Origin of the sequence: Bradyrhizobium sp. CIR48, from assembly GCF_014198315.1 — a bacterium.
In the GTDB taxonomy this organism is placed as follows: domain Bacteria; phylum Pseudomonadota; class Alphaproteobacteria; order Rhizobiales; family Xanthobacteraceae; genus Bradyrhizobium.
Genome location: NZ_JACIHG010000003.1, coordinates 13796 through 33828 on the forward strand (window position 1 = coordinate 13796; position 20033 = coordinate 33828).

General features: G+C 58.3%; 13 protein-coding genes and 2 pseudogenes. 9 read left to right on the forward strand and 6 right to left on the reverse strand.

Features of this window, described 5'->3' with window-relative positions; all coding sequences use genetic code 11:
* Window positions 1-2: 2 nt before the first annotated feature.
* Window positions 3-356 (reverse strand): aspartate 1-decarboxylase, encoded by a 354-nt coding sequence (gene panD / locus GGD66_RS10555; RefSeq protein ID WP_104463782.1) that lies wholly within the window; start codon window positions 354-356, stop codon window positions 3-5.
* Window positions 347-1402: a biotin synthase BioB gene (gene bioB, locus GGD66_RS10560; protein ID WP_183257636.1), complete on the reverse strand. Its 1056-nt coding sequence runs from the start codon at window positions 1400-1402 to the stop codon at window positions 347-349. The genes panD and bioB overlap by 10 nt, the downstream gene beginning before the upstream one ends.
* A gap of 114 nt (window positions 1403-1516) precedes the next feature.
* Between bioB and GGD66_RS10565 the strand changes: the two genes are divergently transcribed.
* From GGD66_RS10565 to GGD66_RS10580, 4 genes are all read left to right on the forward strand, one after another.
* Complete coding sequence (locus GGD66_RS10565) at window positions 1517-2152, forward strand: GntR family transcriptional regulator (protein WP_183257637.1); 636 nt, start codon at window positions 1517-1519, stop codon at window positions 2150-2152.
* A 133-nt stretch (window positions 2153-2285) separates the two neighbouring features.
* Complete coding sequence (locus GGD66_RS10570) at window positions 2286-2603, forward strand: Dabb family protein (RefSeq protein WP_104463779.1); 318 nt, start codon at window positions 2286-2288, stop codon at window positions 2601-2603.
* A gap of 153 nt (window positions 2604-2756) precedes the next feature.
* Complete coding sequence (pabB, locus tag GGD66_RS10575) at window positions 2757-4151, forward strand: aminodeoxychorismate synthase component I (protein WP_183258033.1); 1395 nt, start codon at window positions 2757-2759, stop codon at window positions 4149-4151.
* A complete protein-coding gene (locus tag GGD66_RS10580) occupies window positions 4148-4744 on the forward strand; it encodes an aminodeoxychorismate/anthranilate synthase component II (RefSeq protein ID WP_183257638.1) in 597 nt (198 codons plus the stop codon). Before pabB ends, GGD66_RS10580 begins: the two co-directional genes overlap by 4 nt.
* 81 nt (window positions 4745-4825) lie before the next feature.
* On the opposite strand, the gene GGD66_RS10585 is transcribed toward GGD66_RS10580, so the two are convergent.
* From GGD66_RS10585 to GGD66_RS10600, 3 genes are all read right to left on the reverse strand, one after another.
* On the reverse strand, window positions 4826-5347 hold the full coding sequence (locus GGD66_RS10585; protein WP_183257639.1) for a hypothetical protein: 522 nt from the start codon (window positions 5345-5347) through the stop codon (window positions 4826-4828).
* Between the two features lie 1918 nt (window positions 5348-7265).
* Complete coding sequence (locus GGD66_RS10590) at window positions 7266-8801, reverse strand: S10 family serine carboxypeptidase-like protein (protein ID WP_179733769.1); 1536 nt, start codon at window positions 8799-8801, stop codon at window positions 7266-7268.
* A 1769-nt stretch (window positions 8802-10570) separates the two neighbouring features.
* Window positions 10571-11044 carry a MarR family winged helix-turn-helix transcriptional regulator gene (locus GGD66_RS10600; RefSeq protein WP_183257640.1) on the reverse strand — a complete coding sequence of 158 codons (474 nt, stop codon included), beginning with the start codon at window positions 11042-11044 and terminating at the stop codon, window positions 10571-10573.
* A 97-nt stretch (window positions 11045-11141) separates the two neighbouring features.
* On the opposite strand from GGD66_RS10600, the gene GGD66_RS10605 reads away from it, so the two are divergent.
* From GGD66_RS10605 to GGD66_RS10625, 5 genes and pseudogenes are all read left to right on the forward strand, one after another.
* Complete coding sequence (locus GGD66_RS10605) at window positions 11142-11510, forward strand: antibiotic biosynthesis monooxygenase (RefSeq protein ID WP_244550795.1); 369 nt, start codon at window positions 11142-11144, stop codon at window positions 11508-11510.
* A gap of 30 nt (window positions 11511-11540) precedes the next feature.
* The gene (locus tag GGD66_RS10610; RefSeq protein WP_179733763.1) at window positions 11541-11987 is read left to right on the forward strand and encodes a hypothetical protein; all 447 of its coding nucleotides are present in this window, start codon (window positions 11541-11543) and stop codon (window positions 11985-11987) included.
* 120 nt (window positions 11988-12107) lie between these two features.
* On the forward strand, window positions 12108-14783 hold the full coding sequence (locus tag GGD66_RS10615) for a PAS domain S-box protein (RefSeq protein WP_183257642.1): 2676 nt from the start codon (window positions 12108-12110) through the stop codon (window positions 14781-14783).
* Window positions 14780-15462, forward strand: a pseudogene (locus GGD66_RS10620) (response regulator transcription factor). Before GGD66_RS10615 ends, GGD66_RS10620 begins: the two are co-directional and overlap by 4 nt.
* 363 nt (window positions 15463-15825) lie before the next feature.
* Window positions 15826-16781: pseudogene (locus GGD66_RS10625) on the forward strand (IS5 family transposase); the annotation flags it as partial.
* Between the two features lie 124 nt (window positions 16782-16905).
* On the opposite strand, the gene GGD66_RS10630 reads toward GGD66_RS10625, so the two are convergent.
* Window positions 16906-19155, reverse strand: a complete 2250-nt coding sequence (locus GGD66_RS10630; RefSeq protein WP_183257643.1) for a hypothetical protein — start codon at window positions 19153-19155, stop codon at window positions 16906-16908.
* Window positions 19156-20033 lie beyond the last annotated feature (878 nt).

The following is a 20033-nucleotide window of genomic DNA, read 5'->3' on the forward strand; positions in this document are numbered from 1 at the left end:
GCTCAACTTGCCAGGATGCGATTGTCTCGGTCCACACGCACAATGCGCGGCTTGAATATCTTTGCTTCGGCCTCGTCAAATGAGGCATATGCAACGATAATGATCTTGTCTCCGGCCATCGCCAGTCGGGCGGCCGCACCGTTCAGGCTTATCGTGCCAGACCTCGGCGGCGCCTCGATCACGTAGGTGGCAAAGCGCGTTCCAGTTTCGACATTGTAGATTTCGACCCGCTCGTTGATCACCATTCCTGCTGCCTCCAGGAGCGTACGATCTATCGAGATCGAGCCTTCATAGTGCAGATCAGCTTCGGTCACTGAGGCGCGATGGATTTTGCCCTTCATCAAAGTTATCTGCATTTCCCACCTAGGCTGGATGCTGGGGCAACATATTGCGCGCACTGCTTCCCTCCGGCGAGCCCGGACGTGATGCCGAGCCGGGCCAGCAGATCCGCATCGCGATCAACTTTCGGGTTTTGGGTGGTCAAGAGCACGTCGCCGATGAAGATTGAATTTGCGCCGGCCAAGAAGCAGAGCGCCTGCAATTCATCGGTCATGTATTGCCGCCCGGCAGACAAGCGAAGCACACTCCTCGACATCATGATCCGCGCGGTCGCCACCAGCCGGACCAGCGCGATCGGATCGGGAGGCTCCGCGGTGTCTTCCACCGGCACGCCCTCGATCTTGTTCCATAGGTTGATCGGCACGCTTTCAGGATGGCTGGGGAGATTGGCGAGCAGCACGAGCATACCTAGGCGGTCCTCGACGTGCTCGCCCATCCCGATAATCCCGCCACAGCAGATCTTGATGCCGGCATCACGCACATGCGCCAGCGTATCAATGCGGTCCTGCAGGCTGCGGGTCGTGATGATCTTGCTGTAAAACTCGGGCGATGTGTCCACGTTGTGATTGTAGAAGTCAAGGCCGGCCTCGGCGAGGCGTGCGGCTTGGTTCGGTGTTAGCATGCCGAGCGTGACGCACGTTTCCATGCCGAGTCCCTTGACCGCGTTGACCATGTCGCAGACGGAATCGAGATCGCGATCTTTTGGAGTGCGCCAGGCCGCGGCCATGCAGAAGCGCGTGGCGCCCGCATCCTTCGCGCGCCGCGCGGTCGCAACCACATCGGCGCAAGACATCAGATGGGTGGCTTTCAGGCCGGTCTTGTAATGCGCGCTTTGCGAGCAGTAACCGCAGTCTTCCGGACAGCCGCCGGTCTTGATGCTGAGCAGGCTCGCAGTTTCGACGTGGTTTGGATCGAAGTTCTTGCGGTGAGCGCGCTGCGCCTGAAGCATCAGGTCGGCAAAAGGAAGGTCGTAGAGCGCCTTAGCCTCTTCGACGTTCCAAAGATGACGAACCTGCGCCCTGTTGCCTGTTCCCTTCCGTTGGACTTGCGCAGCAGCATCCATAAACCCATCCCGCTCGATTGTAGATAATCGCGTGAATTATCTATAGTCATCACTCTCGAAGAGATGCTAATCGAGCTGCCTCGCAAATGCACCGGTTATTGCGGTAGATAATCTATGATCACTGCTGACAACATGACGACGGTCGCGCGCATAGCGGACTCAATCGCTGAGCGCATTATCAGCGGCGCCTTAGAGCCAGGCGCGCCACTCCGTCAGGATCACCTTGCAAGAGAATTCAATTCCAGCCACGTCCCGGTGCGCGAGGCCTTTCGGCAGCTGCAGGCACAACATCTCGTTGTCGCTGTGCCGCGCCGCGGTGTTCGGGTTGCCCCGCTCGATACCCGTTCAGTGAAGGAGATCGCCGAAATGCGCGCCGCGCTCGAAGTGGTGGCATTGCGCCATTCGGGGCCAAGGCTCACAACAGCTCATTTGGCTCGGATCGAGCTCACCGTGATCGAAGGAGACAATGCAAAGACGATCGAGGAGTTTGAGGTGGCCAACCGCGCCTTTCACCAAGCCTTGGTCGCGCCGTGCGGAATGCCGCGTCTGCTCGCGAGCCTCGATGGACTGCAGCTTGCCAATTCTCGATTGGTGTTCGCGATGGCGCGATCGGTGGGCTGGCGACCGCGCTCCAATCAAGATCACCGTCTGATTCTGCAAGCCTTGCGAACACGCAACGTCGATCAAGCCTGTAACCTGCTGACGCGGCACATTCAAACCATTGAGCGCCTCGCCCTTCCGGCGTCCTGAGCAAATCTGGCAAGCTTCATTGCGGATCGCCGACGATCGCAAGCGACGATCATGCAGCAAGCGACTAGCCTCATTGCAACGAGCTCTATTCCCAGATAGTTATAGCACCCTAGCGACATCTCCACGGACAGCCATGATTCGTCACATCGTCTTGTTCAGCGCCAAGGACGAGGCGCATATCGACCAGATCATCGAAGGTCTTTCGCTTCTCACCACGATACCACATGCGCGCCGGCTTGAGGTTGCCCGCAACAGCAAGACCGATCAGCTCGGCAACGATATAGACATCGTGGTCTATGGTGAGTTCGACAGCGAGACGGAGCTCGCAGCGTACAAAGCGCACGATCTCTATCAGGAGTCGGTTAAACGGGTCCGACCGCTCCGCGAGCTGCGGTTCGCGGCCGACTACGATGTAACAATAGATGCCGCTTTCGCCTCCACGGCAGGATGATCAGGTGCTGTCGCAGCAAAAGGTTCACGGCCGGGTTAACTTGGCAATGGGCCTCAAGTTTCGGCCCATCGCAGACAAGCGTCGTTCTCATCGGGTGGGGCAACAGATGGAACGGCACTTTCACGACGTCAGCCGCAGGTGACCGATAAGCCGATGTACGTTCGCGAGCTGCAGTGGGTTGAACCTGTCACAGCGGTGCGATGTCTTGGGCATCGATCGCATCTCACGTTTCTCGATAGCGCAGCAAGGCACGAGCTGCTTGGGCGCTACTCATACCTAACGTGCGACCCGTTCAGCACCTATAGAGTCGCGAACGGCCGAGCCAGTTGGAACGGACTGACTCTCGAGGCCGATCCATGGAAGGTTCTTCGAACGCTACTCGCGAAGTACCCGCAAGAGCATCGTCCGGATCTCCCGCCGTTCCAGGGAGGAGCGGCAGGCTACCTTGCCTACGACATGAACAGGACATTGGAGCGACTGTCTGCGCCGGCAATTGCCGGTCTGGGTTTGCCCCAATCCATCCTGCATTTTTATGATGTGGTCATCAGCTTCGACCACCGGGATAACAAATGCTGGATCGTCTCGACGGGATGGCCGGAGCAGGATCGCGCGCGACGGAGCGAACGAGCGCGTCGTCGAGCCGACGAGTTTGCAGCATTGCTTGCCGGTCCAAAGGCGCCACAGAAGGGTTGTCCCAGCAAAGCGGGCGCATGGCGCTCGAACTTCAGCCGCGAGGGCTACATTGCCGCGGTGCAGCGCGTGATCGACTTGATCCTGGCCGGTGACGTTTTCCGGACGAATATTGCGCAGCGTTTCAGCACCCGCCTGCCGACCTCGTTTGATCCGCTCGCCTTCTATTGCCAGCTGCGATCATTGAATCCGGCACCTTTTGCGGCCCTGCTGCGATGGGGAAAGCTGACCATCGCATCAAGTTCGCCCGAACGATTTCTGAAGCTTGAGGGGCGACAAGTCGAGACACGACCCATCAAGGGCACAATCGCGCGTTCGCCTGATTCTAAGGAAGACCACCGCCGTGCGGCTGTTCTCCTCGCTTCCGAAAAGGATCATGCCGAGAACACGATGATTGTCGACCTTTTGCGAAACGATCTGTCACGCGTTTGCACTGCGCATTCGGTCGAGGTTCCGGCCCTGTGCAATCTCGAGTCCTATGCCTCGGTGCACCATCTCGTGTCGATCGTTATGGGGGAACTTGCCGGAGAGGAAGACGCCGTTAGCCTGCTCCGTGTTTGCTTTCCGGGCGGCTCCATTACGGGAGCGCCAAAGCTGCGGTCGATGGAAATTATTACAGAAATCGAGCGCATAGCGCGAGAGGTCTATTGCGGGGCGATCGGCTTCATCGGCTTCAACGGGCACATGGACACAAGTATTGCGATCCGCACTGTCACGATCGACGGCGACCTGGCTGTGTTTCATGCAGGCAGCGGTATAACGGCCCTGTCGGAGCCCAAGGCCGAATACGAGGAAGTGCTCGCCAAGGCAGAGCGAATCTTTAATGCATTTGGTTCTGAACCAGCTGGTGCATTTTGATTGTGATCATCGATAATTACGATTCCTTCGTGTTCAACATTGCCCGCTATTTTCACAAGCTCGGTGAAGCCACGAAAGTGATCCGAAACGACGCTATCAGCATCAGCGAGCTCGTTGGTCTCAAGCCGCGCGCGGTGGTGATATCGCCCGGCCCCTGCACCCCAACAAAGGCAGGAATATCGATAGCAGTGGTCCGCGAACTTTCAGGGCGCGTGCCAATTCTTGGCATCTGCCTTGGACATCAGTGTATTGCGAGCGTTTTCGGAGGACGGGTGGCGCGTGCGTATCGACCCATGCACGGTCGGCGCTCATACGTTGCGCATGACGGCCGAGGGTTATTCAAGGGGCTGCCGACCCCGCTTGACGTCGGGCGCTACCATTCTCTTATCGTCGAGCTTGATCAGTCATGTGCGCAGAACTTCATAGTGACAGCGCGTTCGGAGGAAGGCGAGATCATGGCCCTCACGCACGGCTATTATCCCACCTATGGGGTCCAGTTCCATCCCGAGTCGATACTTACCTCACAGGGGCACGTCCTGCTTATGAACTTCTTGCGACTGACAGAGGATTTCCGAAACCACGCGGAGCAATGAGAGGCTCCATCAAGATGGTGGACCGTTGGTTTCCGAAGTGGTTGGAAGGCGCAGCGTCATATGGCAGGCATTTTGTGGAAATCAGCGCTGTTCCGTGCTCGGCTCCGCAGTCAGCGGCGCGCCTCCGACAGAAACCGGACCTTGCGGTTTCGAGGGCCGGACGTCTCTCTTGGCCGGCTTGGATGTGGTACGCACGGGTGGCGAAGTGGTAGAAGTAGCAGGAGAAGCAACAGGCGCCGGATTCTGCAGCTCCTCGATTCTTTGGGCCAGGGCTGCGATCTGATCCGAGACCCGCTTTAGCTCGGCTTGCTGCGCATCGACGTTGCGATTGAGCTCGGCAATTTCATCGGCTGTCTTCTGCTGCCCTGATTGGATCCCTAAAAGGACGTCCCTATCCTCAGGTGACAAGCCAAGCGTGGGAGGCACGACTTCATGCGCCGGCGGCGCCTCCGCAAACGTTTCGATATTCGTCCAAAAATAGGCGCCTCCGGCGCAAAAAGCGAGCAATACGGCTAGAAGAGCAACGATCCACCGAAAGCCTTTCGACGGTCTCTGCAGGACCGGCGGCAACTCCGATGCTTGGGATTGATCCTGCACAGCCACACCCCGCTCTCATCATCTCGATCTGCTTTGGTTGTTCTCGTTGCCGCGATAGCAGAAGATGGTCAAGAGCTGCCGCGAGCCGCAACCCCCGCTGCATCGTTTTCAGCAATGTTGTCCCCAAAACCGGGGCTTCATCGCATCAGGGTTTGTACGAGCTGCGCATTGCGCCCCAGGTGGTGAGGTAAATAATGAGGGCCGGTAGAGGGGGTTACCCGTGAAGCACATTCATACCTGCTTGCTCTTGAGGGGGCCGCCTCACTCAAACGCTGTGCGCGTTGGGGATTTGCTGGGTGACGCCCTGCTGGGTGACGCCCCCAGCGCTCCTGTGCCTGATTGTTCGAGGGTCGATAGTTGTCGCGCCGAAGTTGACCTGGCGCAGAAATGCTGCGCAAGCCACGCAAAAAGCGCGTGATGCGAGCGCAATCATAAGACTAACTATATCGTTCGATGGAGAGGGACCTACGTTGTTAGTGGGCACTGCACGAAGCCCAGCCAGGAGATCAGATCCGCCGTTCAAAAACGGCGGGCACGACATGCGAAAGCGAAGCGTTTCGAGGAAGCGGATCCCTACGGCTGCTTAAGCAGGTCATCTACAACCGCCGGGCCGCCATACGTGGAAAACCATACCAGCGCACTCTGTCCGGCTGCGTACCGTCTTGCGTGACGTCTTGCAGGGATCCTATCGCGCCAAAGGTCGATCGCGGGATCTAAATGAAAGCAAATGCGAGCAGGCTAGAGCAAAGCAGCGCAAGCCCAGCGGCTGTCAGCGCCAACAGGCTGCCGGACACAATGTCATGATTGCGCATGAACCGTCCTTCATGGGGAAGCAGCACGAGGGGGCGGCTGCCTTCACGGTGAATAGCCGATCACCCGATTACTACTCAAATTCGCTGCACTATTCCTGCGGTCTGCGAGGGAAAATGCATTTTTTGAGCGCAAATGTCCCGCTGTTCGGTGGCGGCGAGAACGAACGAGTATCAAATTTTGTGAAAGTGTTGGTGGCCAATAGGCTGTGTGGGTGGGATGCCCCGTAAGGCCGCCACTCTCGAGGGCACCGGATGTGAGCCGTTTCATAATTGCGATATATCGTTTCGAGTAATCCTGGTTGCATGCGCGTTCTCCTAACTGGTAAAGCACCAACCCGCATATTCCGAAAAAGGCTGCTAAGAATTCTACGACGTGCAATGTCGCCGGCTCGAGGGTCCCTAGGGGGTCGTCGCATCGACAATTGTCCACTTTCATTGGAGGTATTAATGCCCTCCTCGCTTTGTGGCGTTCCAGCGCTCCAGGCAGAGGCTCTGCGACGTCGCGGGCTAGCAGAATTGGGATCGCTGCCGCGGATGTCTCAGAGGCGGCGGATGGCAGCGCAAAAGTCGCGGCGGATGCAGGTGCCGCTGCAGAGAGCGAAACGATGGTCGAGGCCAGGAGCAAGATGAGTTTGCTCTTGCAAGCGACATATTTTGATTCATAGCCGTAGAACATTGCTCGTGCCAAACCCGATGTTCTCTCAGCGCGCCGGTTCTTCTTGCATGCTTGAGCCAGCCGCGAGATGGTAGCAAGATCGTTCCAGCTTTGGCACGGGCACTCATCAACATGCACCCACAGCCTGATTGATGCGATGCAAGTTGGATGAGGGCCGGGTAGTTGGCGGTGAGTTTGTCTTCGCGTGCCACGCGCCGGTATGCTCGACGTTGTTGAGGAAGCGCTCGACGGAATTCCGGTTCAAATAGAGATGCGGGCGAAGATTGATTGGATCTCAGCGATTGCAGCGCGGCGGAATGTTGGCCGATGCGCCTTCTTCCGGTCCGCATCATAACCTCGGCCGTCCAGGAGCATTGCTCCTGACTTTAGGTGAGATACAAGTCTTTCGGCGAGTCATTCGCCTCACGCGAACTTGCTTGTGACTAAATCGTCGGCGTTACTTCATCATCGCTTCGACCTCTGCACGAAAAGCTTGGCGCGAGGTATCTCGTGAATAGAACATATGGCCGCCCGGATAGACTACAAGCTTGAGGCGCGGCGCCGAGGCAAACGGCGGCAACTGATCCAGCACGATCTGCGATGCGAAATAGGGGGTGACGAGGTCAAACAGGCCGTGCGCGACGAGCAATTTCATCTTCCGGTCCGTTGCCAGAATCTGGCGCAGCTGTGAAAGGGACTCTGGGGAGCCGCGACCGAAATCCCAAGCCCGCCCAACCGCGCCGTTGCGCAGCTCGTAAGACCCGTCCGGCCGCCAATTAAGCTTGCGCGTAAGCAGATCGACAGTGGCGCTGGTCAGAGGCGCCAATAGCGTATCGCTGGAGGGATCACCGGAAAGTGGGAAATCGGAGTCCGGATACGGATTGAGGCCACGCACCGAGGCGTCATAATTGCCAATTAACTTACCGTTTTTACGCTCGAGTTCACGGCGGAACTCCGGGAGGCCGAAGCGGCCCGCCAGCCTACGACTGACCTTCTGGTCGATGCCGGTCAGCGCTGCGGCCTTGTCGGCCAGGCGCGTGGTCGCTTCATTGTCCGCCTGGCCTTTCATGAGATCGACCAGAAACTCGCCGCGTGCATAGGCTTCCACGTCGGCAAGATCAGATCGCTTTACCGGACCCTCGGCTTCGCGCAGGGTCGCGACATAGCTTGGCAGGGTTGCGACGTATCGCAGCAGGCTCGTGCTGGTAAACTGACTGTAGTCGAACAGTGGCGAGACCATAATCAGTCCCTTGATGCCTATGCCCTGCTGCATCTGCAACTGCTGGACAACCTTTGGCCCGCGAATCCCGCCATAGCTTTCACCCACGATGTATTTCGGCGACAACAGCCGGTCATGCATTTCGAGCCAGCGGCGGACCACCAGCGCGAGCGCGTTGACGTCGCCGTCAACGGAATAGAGCTGCTTGCGCGCATCATCGCCGGTTCCGACGAAGCGGCTATAGCCGGTGCCTACGGGGTCAAGAAACACGAGATCGGTGAAATCGAGCCAAGTTTCCGCGTTTGGCCGCGCCTCCGGAAAGGTCGATGGCGTGACCTCGTCCGCATTGATCGGCAACCGCCACGGTCCGGCATTACCGAGGTGCAGCCAGGCCGATGATGAGCCCGGTCCGCCATTGAAGAAGAATGTTACGGGGCGCGAGCCGCGGTCGGCTCCGTCAAGCTGATAGGCAGTATAGGCGATGTCGGCCTGGGGCTCGCCCTTGTCGTCGAATAGGCGGATGGAGCCGGCGGTCGCGACGAAAGAAAGCGTCCGCCCGGGGAGCTCAAGCGTTTGCGCGGTGCTGGAGTCCGGCGGCAGGCGATGCTGCTCGGCCGGCGATCGCATACTCGGCGTTTGCCCAGCGCCAGCCTTCTGGCCGGGCGGCGTAGTGACCTGAACAGGCGCCGAATCGGCGGCTAGTGCGCTCTCCATTCCCCCGCAGGCAAACAGGATCAGCGCAAGAGAGGTGTGGCGCAGCGCGGTCAAATGCATCGAGTTTCTCCTGTCCCGGCGCGCACCCTGTGCGCGGAACCCATCTGTCAAAGCAATTCTGATCGCTAACTCATTTGGGGGTACAACAAACCTACTAGAGCCAGTAGTCGTCTTCATCACCGCGTGCGCGCACAAAGGGGGAATTCCCTCCGTGCATACAAATCTAACCGGGTGGACCCCCAACTCGCCGACGAGCATGCGGTGTTATCGATGCGTGCTTCTGCCGGCTCAAGGAGGTTTCAGCGCGTTACAACCGGCTACGACAAGCTTGCGAGAAATCTCCTGGCCGTCGTTTACCTTGTCGCCATCGTCAGAGTGAGTATTGGATCCTTGGCCCGACTCCTAATCCTCCTCGCGGCTTTTACGATCATGTTGGCGGCACGTGACCAGCACCAAAATGGCTTCGTGCCACGCCCGACGGCATCCATGCCCCCGGTTGACGTGCCGTAACACAAGCACCTGCCTATGTCCTCTAACGACTTGACGCACTTCATCAATATTGGGCAATCACTCAGACCCATACTTGCGATCTGCACCGCAGCTGTAGGCAGCACATCTTCCGCCCTGGCGTGGGGACAGCTACGTCATTCTGTCATCGCGGAACTGGCCTAGCGGCACTTAAGTCCGGCAGCTCAAGCTCAAGGAGCCGATCGGCACACTTCGCTGGCCGCCAACTCAAACTGGGTGGGCGACTATAAATCAACGCCGGAAGGAAAGGACACCTATCGCCGGCATTTCGTCGATATCGACATCGAGCAGGCCGACATATGACGTCGCTCTTGGTTGCAAGGTTGGACACAACCAGGGAACCTGCATCCTCGAAGGTCTTCCGGCGGCGATTGCGATCCTCAAAGACAATTCACGCCCTGAGGAAGACAGGTTGCGTGCGCTGAGGCTCGTTGTCCATCTGGCTGGGGACCTGGAGCAGCCGTTCACGCAAGCGAACACAACGGCGATCAATGCGGTAACAAACTTTATGTCATCTTGCACGCGAAGCGACCCGACGGCGCGTGATGTACGCGCGCGCCGACATTCCACAGCATGTGGGAGGACCTCTCTGGTCGGTCACCAAGCGTATCTTGGGAGAGTTAAACTGATGCGCTAGATGCCGGTCCGCTGCCGACAGTCGAAGCCCCGCCCTATGATGAAGCACGAGTTGCTGCTTGCGCGAACGATACGCACGCCCTGGGTATAAGAGCCTATCAGCTCCTGCCCGCAGGAACGCAGGACCACAACGATTCGGGCCACGCCGTAGGATCAGCAACGATTATGCCGTAGCCATCAAAGCGGACCTGGATCGCGAGGTGGTAAAAGAAGCCGCGCGTCTTAAGGCTATTCTGGAAGATGCACTCGGCAATTCCTAGACGAACTGCCAACCTTAGGTCGGCCGCAGAACACCTCCCACTAATTCTCGATAATCATGATTTAACAAGATCAGTGTTGGATGCTTTGTACACTCGAAGTCCGCACGATATCCGAGGACGGTTCTGCGCGATGAGGGTCGTGCGGCTTGAAGGCAATCGGCGCGCGAACCGCGTACTAAGCTAAGGTTGAAACTCATTAAATCCACCATACACCAGATCGCAGCATCCAGCAGATACTATTGAGGACGCGTCGGTCGTTTTACCCGAGGGTCTCCACGCGGCTTGTTTGGTAGCATAGATCCGATAGCTGCCCATTCGTAGCGTTAGTTCATGGCGCATGATTCGAAGCCCCAGTTTGGGAGCTTGAATCACGGGCGCCGGGCCAATCACAATGCTTTTGCCATGTCAGGCCGACTTGTCCTCACGACTGCCCTCAAGCTTATCTCGCAAGGCCGTGATCACGCGATGGACAATCCGTATATCCTTGACCGACAGCCCTTCTGAAAGATCGTTGATCCAAGGAGCCTGCAACTCCATTGCGGCTTCGAAGGCGCGCTGTCCATTCGTAGTGAGCACGACGAGCTGCGCCCGTCGGTGATGCGGGTTGACCTCAAAAGATACGAGGCCCTCTCTGTGCAGATCATTGATAATCCGCTGCACGTTTTGACGATTGCCGCCGATGTCACGAGCGAGCCAAGCGACCGGTTGGGGACGTTCGGCGGACACAATGGCGCCAAGCACCTGCCAGCGTGCGCTTGTTAGGCCGAGCGGGGCGACCAGACGGTCGCCGGCTGTCAGAAATAGGCTGTCGAGCCTGAATAGATCGAGAACAAGGTCGGTCAGGGCGTCACCCTCCGGGGTTCGCTTGGCTCTATTCATTTGTCACCATTGTTTTGTATTGACATCATGATGTCAACGTGGTACGTGAACATGATACCAATTAGACATCACGTATCAAAGAGCAATGGAGGCACTCATGTCGCTGCTACGCCCACTCGACCCTTCTTTCCCGATCGACCGCCAGATCGCTATTGAGGCAAATTCGGTCGTCCTGGTGAACCCATTCACACTCGACAAAGCCGATGAGGCGGCTTTTCTCAAGACCTGGCAGGACGACGCAGCGTTCATGAAGCGACAGCCGGGCTTCATTTCCACTCAGCTGCACAGAGCTCTCGGCGACAGTTCGACCTATCTGAACTACGCCGTCTGGGAATCCACCGCACACTTCCGCGCGGCCTTCACCCATCCTGACTTTCTAGCAAAAATCGCCAGCTATCCGGCCTCCGCGATAGCCTCCCCTCATCTGTTCCAGAAAGTTGCCGTGCGCGGCATCTGCGTTGCCTAGCCCTGCTCTTTTTAGGAAGGGAAGATACTCATGATCAAGTTGATCCATCCTGTCGCTGGTGCCTTGGCTATCGGAACGATCGGCACATTTTGGCTGTCGACGGTACTCAGCGAGCTGTTCGCGTCCCATGCCACAGTTGCAGCGGTTAAGAGCACCATACCGTGGGGTTTCTTGTTGCTGATTCCGACGCTCGCTGCGACCGGTGGTACAGGTGTCATCTTGGCAAAGGCGCGCCGGGCCGGACTGATCGGGGCCAAATTCAAGCGCATGCCATTCATTGCAGGAAACGGCATCGTGATTCTTATTCCGTCTGCGCTCTTCCTCGCGTCCAAGGCTCAGGCGGCAGAATTCGATGGCACGTTCTATGCTGTGCAGGTGATCGAGCTCGTCGCGGGCGCAACAAACATTACACTTCTTGCTCTCAACATGCGGGACGGTCTCAAAATGAAGGGATGGTTGCGCCACAAACCCGCTTGATCAACTGAACCAGAACCGCGCGGACAACTGACCTGAGGCCCGGTATTGTCGTGGCTTTATGAGTACGCGCCCTAAAATGTTCTAGTTCTCCCGCCGGAGAACAGGCCGGGTGGTATCAGAATGCGTAGCCCGATCAGCAGTTTAGAACGTTCGGCCCTTCAGTTTACCTTCGGCAGCATAACCCTGACCGTGGTAACACTGGCCTGCTTGTACCTTCACGCGCATTTCGCTGCGACGGCGTTCGCGTATTTGTTAGTGATCTTGCTGTTTTCGCTGATGGGCAGTTTCATTGCGTCGTCGGCGCTTTGCATCGTAACCATCGCTGCTCTCGCTTACTACTTTGCGCCGCCGGCGTTCAGCCTGCGAATCGATGACCCCCAAGATCTGCCGGTGGTAGTTGCATTCTTTATTGCCTCGATTGTGGGAGCGCACCTGGTCGGAAAGCTCCGCCAGGAAAGAGAGGCTGCGCGTGTCGTTGCGGCCAAGCTTCAGCGGAGTGCGGCCGATTTGGAGGATCGCGAAAAGCGGTGGCGCGCCATCTTCGAGCACAATCCCGCCATGTACTTCATGGTCGATGAAGCCGGCACTATCCTCAACGTCAATACGCTCGGCGCGACACAACTCGGTTATGCTCCTGCTGAACTGGTCGGTCGATCAGTGCTGGACGTATTTCTCGAGGAGGATCGCGCGTTCGTTCGAGAATGCGTTCGGACGTGCCTTGAGGATGTCGGACAGACGCGCACGTGGGACGTCCAGAAAGTCAGTAAGGGCGGATCGGTGTTGTGGGTACGTGAAAACGCCAAAGCCATGCTCTGGGGCGATGAGCAGCCCATTGTCCTTATCGCCTGCGAAGATATCACGGAGCGAAGGCGGACCGAACTCGCCCTTCAGCGGAGCGAAGCACATTTAGCCCAGGCGCAGGAGTTGAGTCACACAGGCAGCTTCAGCTGGAATCCCACTACGGGCGAGGCCTTCTGGTCGAAGGAAACATTTCGCATTTTCCAATTAGATCCTGACACAGTGCAGCCGGGGCCGCAGCTCGTCGTTGAGCGCACTCATCCGGATGATAAGGCTTCGGTTAAAGAAATTATCGATCGCGCGATGCGAGACCCGAGCGATTTCGAGCACGAATACCGGCTTCTGCTACCGGACGGCTCGGTAAAGCACATCCATGCGCAGGCACGGGCGACGAGAACAGCCTCTGGTGACATCGAGTTTGTTGGAGCAGCGACGGATATCACGGCGGCGAGGCGAGCAGAACAGCAGCTGCGCCGCAGCGAGGCTTATCTGGCCGAGGCCCAGCATCTCAGTCACACGGGCAGCTGGTCCTGGGACGTCTACCGTCTAGATTTCGTGTATCGCTCCGCCGAGGTCGATCGTCTGTTCGGCTTTCGCCCACAAGAGCCGGTGTCGATCGAGACCATTCGATCGCGCATCCATCCGGAGGACTTGCCGCGGCTGGAGGAGGTGCAGTGCCAGGCGATTGAACACAAGGAGGGGCGGTTCGAATATGATTTTCGTGTCCTTCTACCGGATGGCGGGATAAGACGGATACACTCCGTTGCGCACGTGGTGGTCGGCAGCGATGGTAACGTCAGCGAGCTGATCGGAACACATATGGATGTGACCGAGCAACACGCAGCTAGGGAACGCCTGGAAAACACACTTGCCGCGCTGCGCGAAAGTGAACAGCGCTTTCGCGACTACGCCGAAACGGCTTCCGACTGGCTCTGGGAGACCGGGCCGGATCATCAGGTCACTCACTTATCCGAGCACACCAGTGCTGCGGGAATTTTGGCGGCAGGACTGATCGGCCTGCTTCGCTGGGACATTGCGTGCGACGTCGAAGATGAACCCGAGAAGTGGCGGCAGCATCGGGCGACATTGGAGGCCCATCTTCCGTTTCGGGATCTCGTCTACCGCACCGTGAATCGGACAGGTTCTCCGATCTACGTGCGCACGAGTGGCAAGCCTTTTTTCGATGGAAAGGGCAATTTTCTCGGCTACCGTGGCGTCAGCACTGACATCACCGCTACCATTCGCGCCGATCAAGCCGAACAAGAACTACGAAAGGCACAGGCGGAGCTTGCGCACGTGACGCGTGTAACGACGTTAGGAGAGCTGACAACTTCCATCGCCCACGAAATAAACCAGCCCCTCGCCGCTATTATCAGCAACGCTGATGCGTGCCTCGGTTGGATGGGCCGGGAAGCGCCTAATCTTTCCGCCGCCCGCTCTTCGGTGGAGTGGATCATCGAAGACGCAATCCGGGCAAGCGAGGTGATCCGTCGTATTCGCGCGCTCGCGAAGAAAGGCGAGATTGAGATGGTGCCGCTCGATATCAATGAGGTCGTCAAGGACGTCATTGCACTGGTAACACGAGAGCTGGTGAGCCACCGAGTGATGTTACGAACCGAGTTGACGGCAGGGCTGCCTACGATCCTCGGCGATCGGATTCAGCTGCAACAAGTGATCATCAATCTGGTGATGAACGGAATCGAAGCCATGGACGCAGTTACAGACCGGACGCGCGAACTGCTGATTCAATCATCGAAGGACGATGTGGGGCACGTCCAACTTGCCGTGACCGATTGCGGCGTCGGCATCGCCGAGGACGACGCGGACCGCGTCTTGGATCCCTTCTTCACCACGAAATCGACTGGCCTTGGAATGGGTCTTTCGATCTGCCGGTCGATTGTGGAAGCTCACGGAGGACGGCTGTCAATGGTCCACAAAAATGGACCGGGCGCGACCTTCCAGGTTGCCCTACCGCCGCATAAGGAGGCCGTCTCGTGACAGGACGATTTGACTCGCCAGGCGAAGTCAGCAATGCCGAGTCCTCGACAAGGGCGGTTGTCTTCGTCGTGGAGGATGACATCTCAATGCGTCGCTCGCTTACGAATCTTTTTCAATCGGTAGGGTTAGGCGTCATTGCATTCGGATCGGCGCGCGAAATGCTGCAGAGCCCGATCCCGGACGTTGTTAGCTGTCTGGTTCTTGATGTCCGGCTGCCAGGCTTGAGCGGCCTTGACTACCAGACCGAGCTCGCGAGGTTGAACATACATATTCCGATCATTTTCATTACCGGCCATGGCGACATTCCCATGACCGTCAGGGCCATGAAGGAAGGAGCGGTCGATTTTCTCAGCAAACCTTTTCGCGATCAGGAACTGCTTGATGCCGTGGTTGCGGCGACCGAACGCGATCGCAAAAGACGGGAGGCTCAGCAGATCGTCGCGAACCTACAGTCCCGATTTGAGAGCTTAAGCCCGCGCGAGCAGGGGGTGATGAAACTGGTCGCTGCCGGCCTGATGAACAAGCAGGTCGCCGCCGAGCTTGGGCTGGCCGAGATTACGGTCAAGATCTACCGGGGCACGTAATGAAGAAGATGCGTGCACGGTCGCTGGCCGACTTGATCAGAATGACTGAGACGTTGGGAATTGGCGCAAATCGTCCTGAACAAACACAAGTATGATTTTACAATTTCATTAGTCGAGCCGATCTTTAGCCGAGGGTGGCTAATGCTTGCAGCCGCTATTCCCGCTTCAGGAGGGCTCGTCTTGTCCGCGCCTGTGATTTCCGTTGTTGACAACGACGCCTCAGTCCGTGCGGCGACAGAGAATTTTTTGAAATCGCGTGGCTACATCGCCCAAATATTTGCCTCGGCCAAACACAGAGGAGCCCGGAGCAGGCTAGAACGCTTTGAGAAGCCGTACGGTTGATTGCGATTGCTGGGGTTTGGAATAACCGGCTTGGTTGCGCGCTCATCGAGTTCTTCACGCAATTCGGCGCTATCATAGGCTTTGTCAGCGAGCATCCATTTCGGCCGCTTGACCCTGCGCACGAGACCGGCACGTTACGCAGCCAGGACCTCAAGCGCGTCACGGTAGATACCACAGTGCAGTCGAAGGCCATCACCATTCCGACCGATGCCGAGCTCCTGCATGCGGCCATCAAGGGCCTCAATCACCTGGCGAGAAGGCACGGGGTCAGGTCTGGCAATCCTATGCTCGCGCGGCCAAGGCCGCCGCGATGATGGCTTCCCGCTACGCTCGCGCCAAACAATTCAGGCGGCATCAGGGACAGTTGCGCACCCTGTGTAGCAGGCTCGGCCCAATCATTCGCGACATCCGCCGCAAGATCGAGGGCCAGCCGGCACTGGAGGAGCCCTTCGCCCTTCAACTCGGCTGGGCCGCGCACATTCGTTCGCAGCAGCAGCGCCAGCGCGGCTGGAAGCTTTATTCCTTCCATGCTCCGGAGGTGGAGTGCATCGGCAAAGTCAAGGCCGCCGCGCCCTACGAGTTCGGCGTGAAGGCCTCCGTCGTCACCAACAATCGCCCGCTCCCGGCGGACTGTTCGTGCAGCACGCGAGCGAAATGCCCGACAATCCGTATGATGGCACACCCTGCGGGACGTCATCGAGCGCACCGAGACGCTCACCGGCTGTCCGATCGAGCGGGCCTATGCCGACAAGGGGTACCGCGGCCACGATGCGCAGAATCCCCGTGGCGTCTTCAGCTCCGGCCAGAAGCGCAGGGTCTTCGGTGTCATCAAGCGCGAGCTGCGCCGTCGCTCTGCCATAGAGCCCATCATCGGGCACATAAAGGCCGAAGGCCACCTCGGCCGCGGCGGCCTCTAAGGCCGCGCCGGCGACGCCGCCAATGTCGTCCTCTCAGCCGTCGGCCACAACTTCCAGCCGCATCCTCGCCCGGCCCAGAGAACTCTTGGGCGTCTTCCGCGAGTTGCTAATGGCGAACGGTCGCCTCTCCAACACAGCTCAATCCGGCTTCTTAACTCAGGAGTTGGAGCTTGGAGGCCAAAGTGCGGTTCATTCGGCCACTGGGTCCGGATGCGAAGAAGACCAATGCCGTACCACAAGCGGCACTCTATCGAGTCGCTTAACTAGTCTCGTATCGAGTCACCTGCGTGCCCCGCGCCCCGTTCCGGCCAAAGGATACCCTGGATAGCCGCTAAAAGCGGAACCTAACAAGGACTTGCAGAACGCAGGCGTGAGCTTGCCGCGGTGGATCACGACGTCTTCGTGACCCGTTGCAGCTCGAGCGTTCTGCCAGAGGCGATTGTAGCCGCGCTGTTCGTTGGATTTCACGTGGCAAGCGGCGAATTCGGCGTCAATCAATGTCGTTAATTGCCACGCATAGACCGGCCGCTTCGTATGGATGTGCACCCACATCGGATTCACCGCACCATTGCGCAGTGGCGTAGGCTGCAGCTTGAGCTCGAACAGCGTTCCGGGCTCACCCTTCAGCGCGCGCGGTGACTCCAAGGGAGCCAACTCCTCGGCCGCCTGCAACCGTTCGAGGTACTTCTGCGAGGGAAACGCATAGGTCTTCATGCAATCGATCTCGATCGAAGCCTTTTGCGCCTTCGCAGTTCGTGCCTGCCCCTTAACCTCCGACAACATCGCCTTGAGGCGGACTATTTTTTTTTGCACTTCGGGCACTTGGATAGGCGTGAGTAGGCCGCGTCGGCGAGGTTCGTCCAGCGCGGTTACACAGGCCTCAATCTCCGCGGATTGGCCCTGCAGCCGCTCAACCACGGTGTCCACGACGTGCTCGGCATCTTCGGGCTTCATGTGGCGCGCTCGCGAAACGGCTCTTTGCTCACTGCGCAGATCGAATTGCAAGAGTTCGTCTAATCGCGCGAGCAGGCGCGTCAGTGTCTCCTTCGATGGCGGGGCCTGCCATATTGCCAAGTGTTCCCTCGCGGAGGATGACATCCTCGTATGCGCCTCCTCCGGGCTCGCGAGTTTCTTCGTGCCCAGATCCGAGAGCACAATAACCTTGGTGGTTCGCGTCGTAACGGCGTCGGGCCTAGCGAGCTGCGGGTCGGGCTGCCCGGCTGCCGAACTCCCCGCACCTCCGGCCTGCCTGCGCTTGCCCTTCCCTTTCCTTCGCGCTGGACTGCCTTCGGCCGCCGGGTCGTTGCCGGCAGCGTCGGCCGGTAACGCAAGGCCAGCCTCCGTTGGCGGTGCAATGATGGCTGGTGTCTTCGGCTGCACTGCTAGCAGGCGCATGACCTCATGGGCCGTGACCCACGATTCTTCCACGATCTGATCCAACAGATCCAATGGAAGCTCGGGACTTGCTCCCTTATTCCTTAGCTCGGCAACCATGTTGGGCAGCGCCGACGCAAATTCCGATAGCCGCTCCATGACCCCTTCCAGAACGGCGCAGTGCTCTGCGTCGAGGGCTTGTCCTTTGCTGTTCAGAACAGCGTCGCCCGTTGAGAGGAATGCCGGAACAACATCGCCCATGAAGGTTCCGAGTAGACGTGCCCGACCGTTCTCGCCCAAGAGGATTTGCCTGACGGCCGGGTCGAGCGTGCTCGCGTGCGACTCAATCATGACCCGCGCGAGAAGGACTTGCGATTGCAGATGCACGCACCTCGTATTCAGTGCCCAGCCGGTATGCAGCCGTAGTGTCGCCTGTTCGGCCTGTCGCATTTCGGCCGTTGCACTTGGCAAGCTGGCAGTGGCTGCGCAGACGGACTGCATCCGTTCAGAGCGCAATGCCTTCTTTTCCCACCACTCCGTGCAGGCCAGATAGTGTTTCGCCACACCGGAAGCCGCTCGAATCAGCTGGTCGGGCGGAGCATTGGATTGGCGCATCCGCTCGAGTATCTTTCCCGCATTCTCCCTACTCTTCTCCAAGGCGTAGATGGTCGGTTCGGCCAGCGCGTTGCATTCGTTCCCCGCATCCAGAGTCCGGTCACGAATTCGGCAAGCCTGCTCTTCGGACAGAATGCTGCGCGCCACATCTGGAGACAGGCTCGCGTAATAGTCCAGAACTGCTGCGCCAGCTTTGACAACCTGATCGATCAGCTCTTGCGCCTCAGACGAGCTCTGAGCGCCCATGGCAGCACTGTGGCAAGCATCAAGTTCCTCAAGCAGGCCGTCCATATTTTGTTTCGCTGCGTTGATCCCCTCACCGCTTGAGGAAATGGGGACTGCCACACCCGAACCTGAGGGCAGGCTCGCGAGCGTCGCCATGCTATCTTCAGAGCGCATCCGCTGCACGACGGAGTTGAAAACTCGGTCGCCTTCCGCAGGGACACACTTTGGCTCCGAATGCGCACTGCTCGATACCGACGTGGTGTCGGCTCCCGCAGCCCAAACGTGCGGTTCGCCAGGTCGGCCAATGCCCGTCATGTTCCATCTCCCATACGGTCAACAATGCGCAGCGTCCCTGGATAGGCCACCTGGCTGACGGTTGGCTGACGAAGGATGCTCTCCGAATGCACCACCCCGCCGTCCTAGTTCAATTTCATGGAAGCTGTTGTGGTGCTGAGGCAGCAATAGGGGATGACCCATAAGGTGCGGGATAGTCGATTGTAGCGCCGGTCCGCATTCCGCTGCCTCGCCGTGACCAGTATGGAAATCTGCGCTGCCAGAAATAGCCCTGCCAAAGTCATTCCCGAATACCGAAAGCCGTCGAGCATGGCGAACCGCAGGGTCGATTGTCAGGTTTTCGGCAGCAGCAAAGCTCTTATTAACCGGGAGGAGATGCTATTGTTCGACCAAAGAGTTTCGGATCCAACTATGCTAGATCTGGCTCGATGTGGAACGTCTGTCAACTCGACCTCTTCTTCTCGCGTTCGAGTGAGCAGAACCTACGCTGCGCAAGTCCTTTTCAGAATAGGACCTCGCCGAGGATGCTGCCCAGTTAAGCGCACTTGGAATACGCTCATAAAAATAGCGCAGTGAGCGTGCCAAGCCCACCGAGCGCCAATCCGATATCGGCGAGTACCGTTAGCCCGTCTCGAAACAGCAGAAAGCGTGAGAATCGGTTCCACCACCAAGATTGCTCCGACCGATATCGCGACGATTATGCAGATATTTCGAGACGCATGTATCCCAGTGCATGTCCGAAGACGAGAAGGATACCGCCGAAGGGTATCAGCAGAAACATCGGCAAGAGCGTTGTCAGTTCCCCGCCGGCCTTTCCAAACTGCTTTGAGGCAATCAACCCTGCGATTATCGAAAGCGCTACTAAGAAATGGCGTCCACCGCTCAATCTTCAATGCTGA

Bases quoted from the DNA above. Each gene is read 5' to 3' on its own strand.
- GGD66_RS10570 (WP_104463779.1), top strand. From the start codon at position 2,286: ATGATTCGTCACATCGTCTTGTTCAGCGCCAAGGACGAGGCGCATATC.
- GGD66_RS10590 (WP_179733769.1), bottom strand. From the start codon at position 8,801: ATGCATTTGACCGCGCTGCGCCACACCTCTCTTGCGCTGATCCTGTTT.
- bioB (WP_183257636.1), bottom strand. From the start codon at position 1,402: ATGGATGCTGCTGCGCAAGTCCAACGGAAGGGAACAGGCAACAGGGCG.
- GGD66_RS10615 (WP_183257642.1), top strand. From the start codon at position 12,108: ATGCGTAGCCCGATCAGCAGTTTAGAACGTTCGGCCCTTCAGTTTACC.
- GGD66_RS10600 (WP_183257640.1), bottom strand. From the start codon at position 11,044: ATGAATAGAGCCAAGCGAACCCCGGAGGGTGACGCCCTGACCGACCTT.
- GGD66_RS10565 (WP_183257637.1), top strand. From the start codon at position 1,517: ATGATCACTGCTGACAACATGACGACGGTCGCGCGCATAGCGGACTCA.
- GGD66_RS10610 (WP_179733763.1), top strand. From the start codon at position 11,541: ATGATCAAGTTGATCCATCCTGTCGCTGGTGCCTTGGCTATCGGAACG.
- panD (WP_104463782.1), bottom strand. From the start codon at position 356: ATGCAGATAACTTTGATGAAGGGCAAAATCCATCGCGCCTCAGTGACC.
- GGD66_RS10630 (WP_183257643.1), bottom strand. From the start codon at position 19,155: ATGACGGGCATTGGCCGACCTGGCGAACCGCACGTTTGGGCTGCGGGA.
- GGD66_RS10605 (WP_244550795.1), top strand. From the start codon at position 11,142: ATGTCGCTGCTACGCCCACTCGACCCTTCTTTCCCGATCGACCGCCAG.
- pabB (WP_183258033.1), top strand. From the start codon at position 2,757: ATGTACGTTCGCGAGCTGCAGTGGGTTGAACCTGTCACAGCGGTGCGA.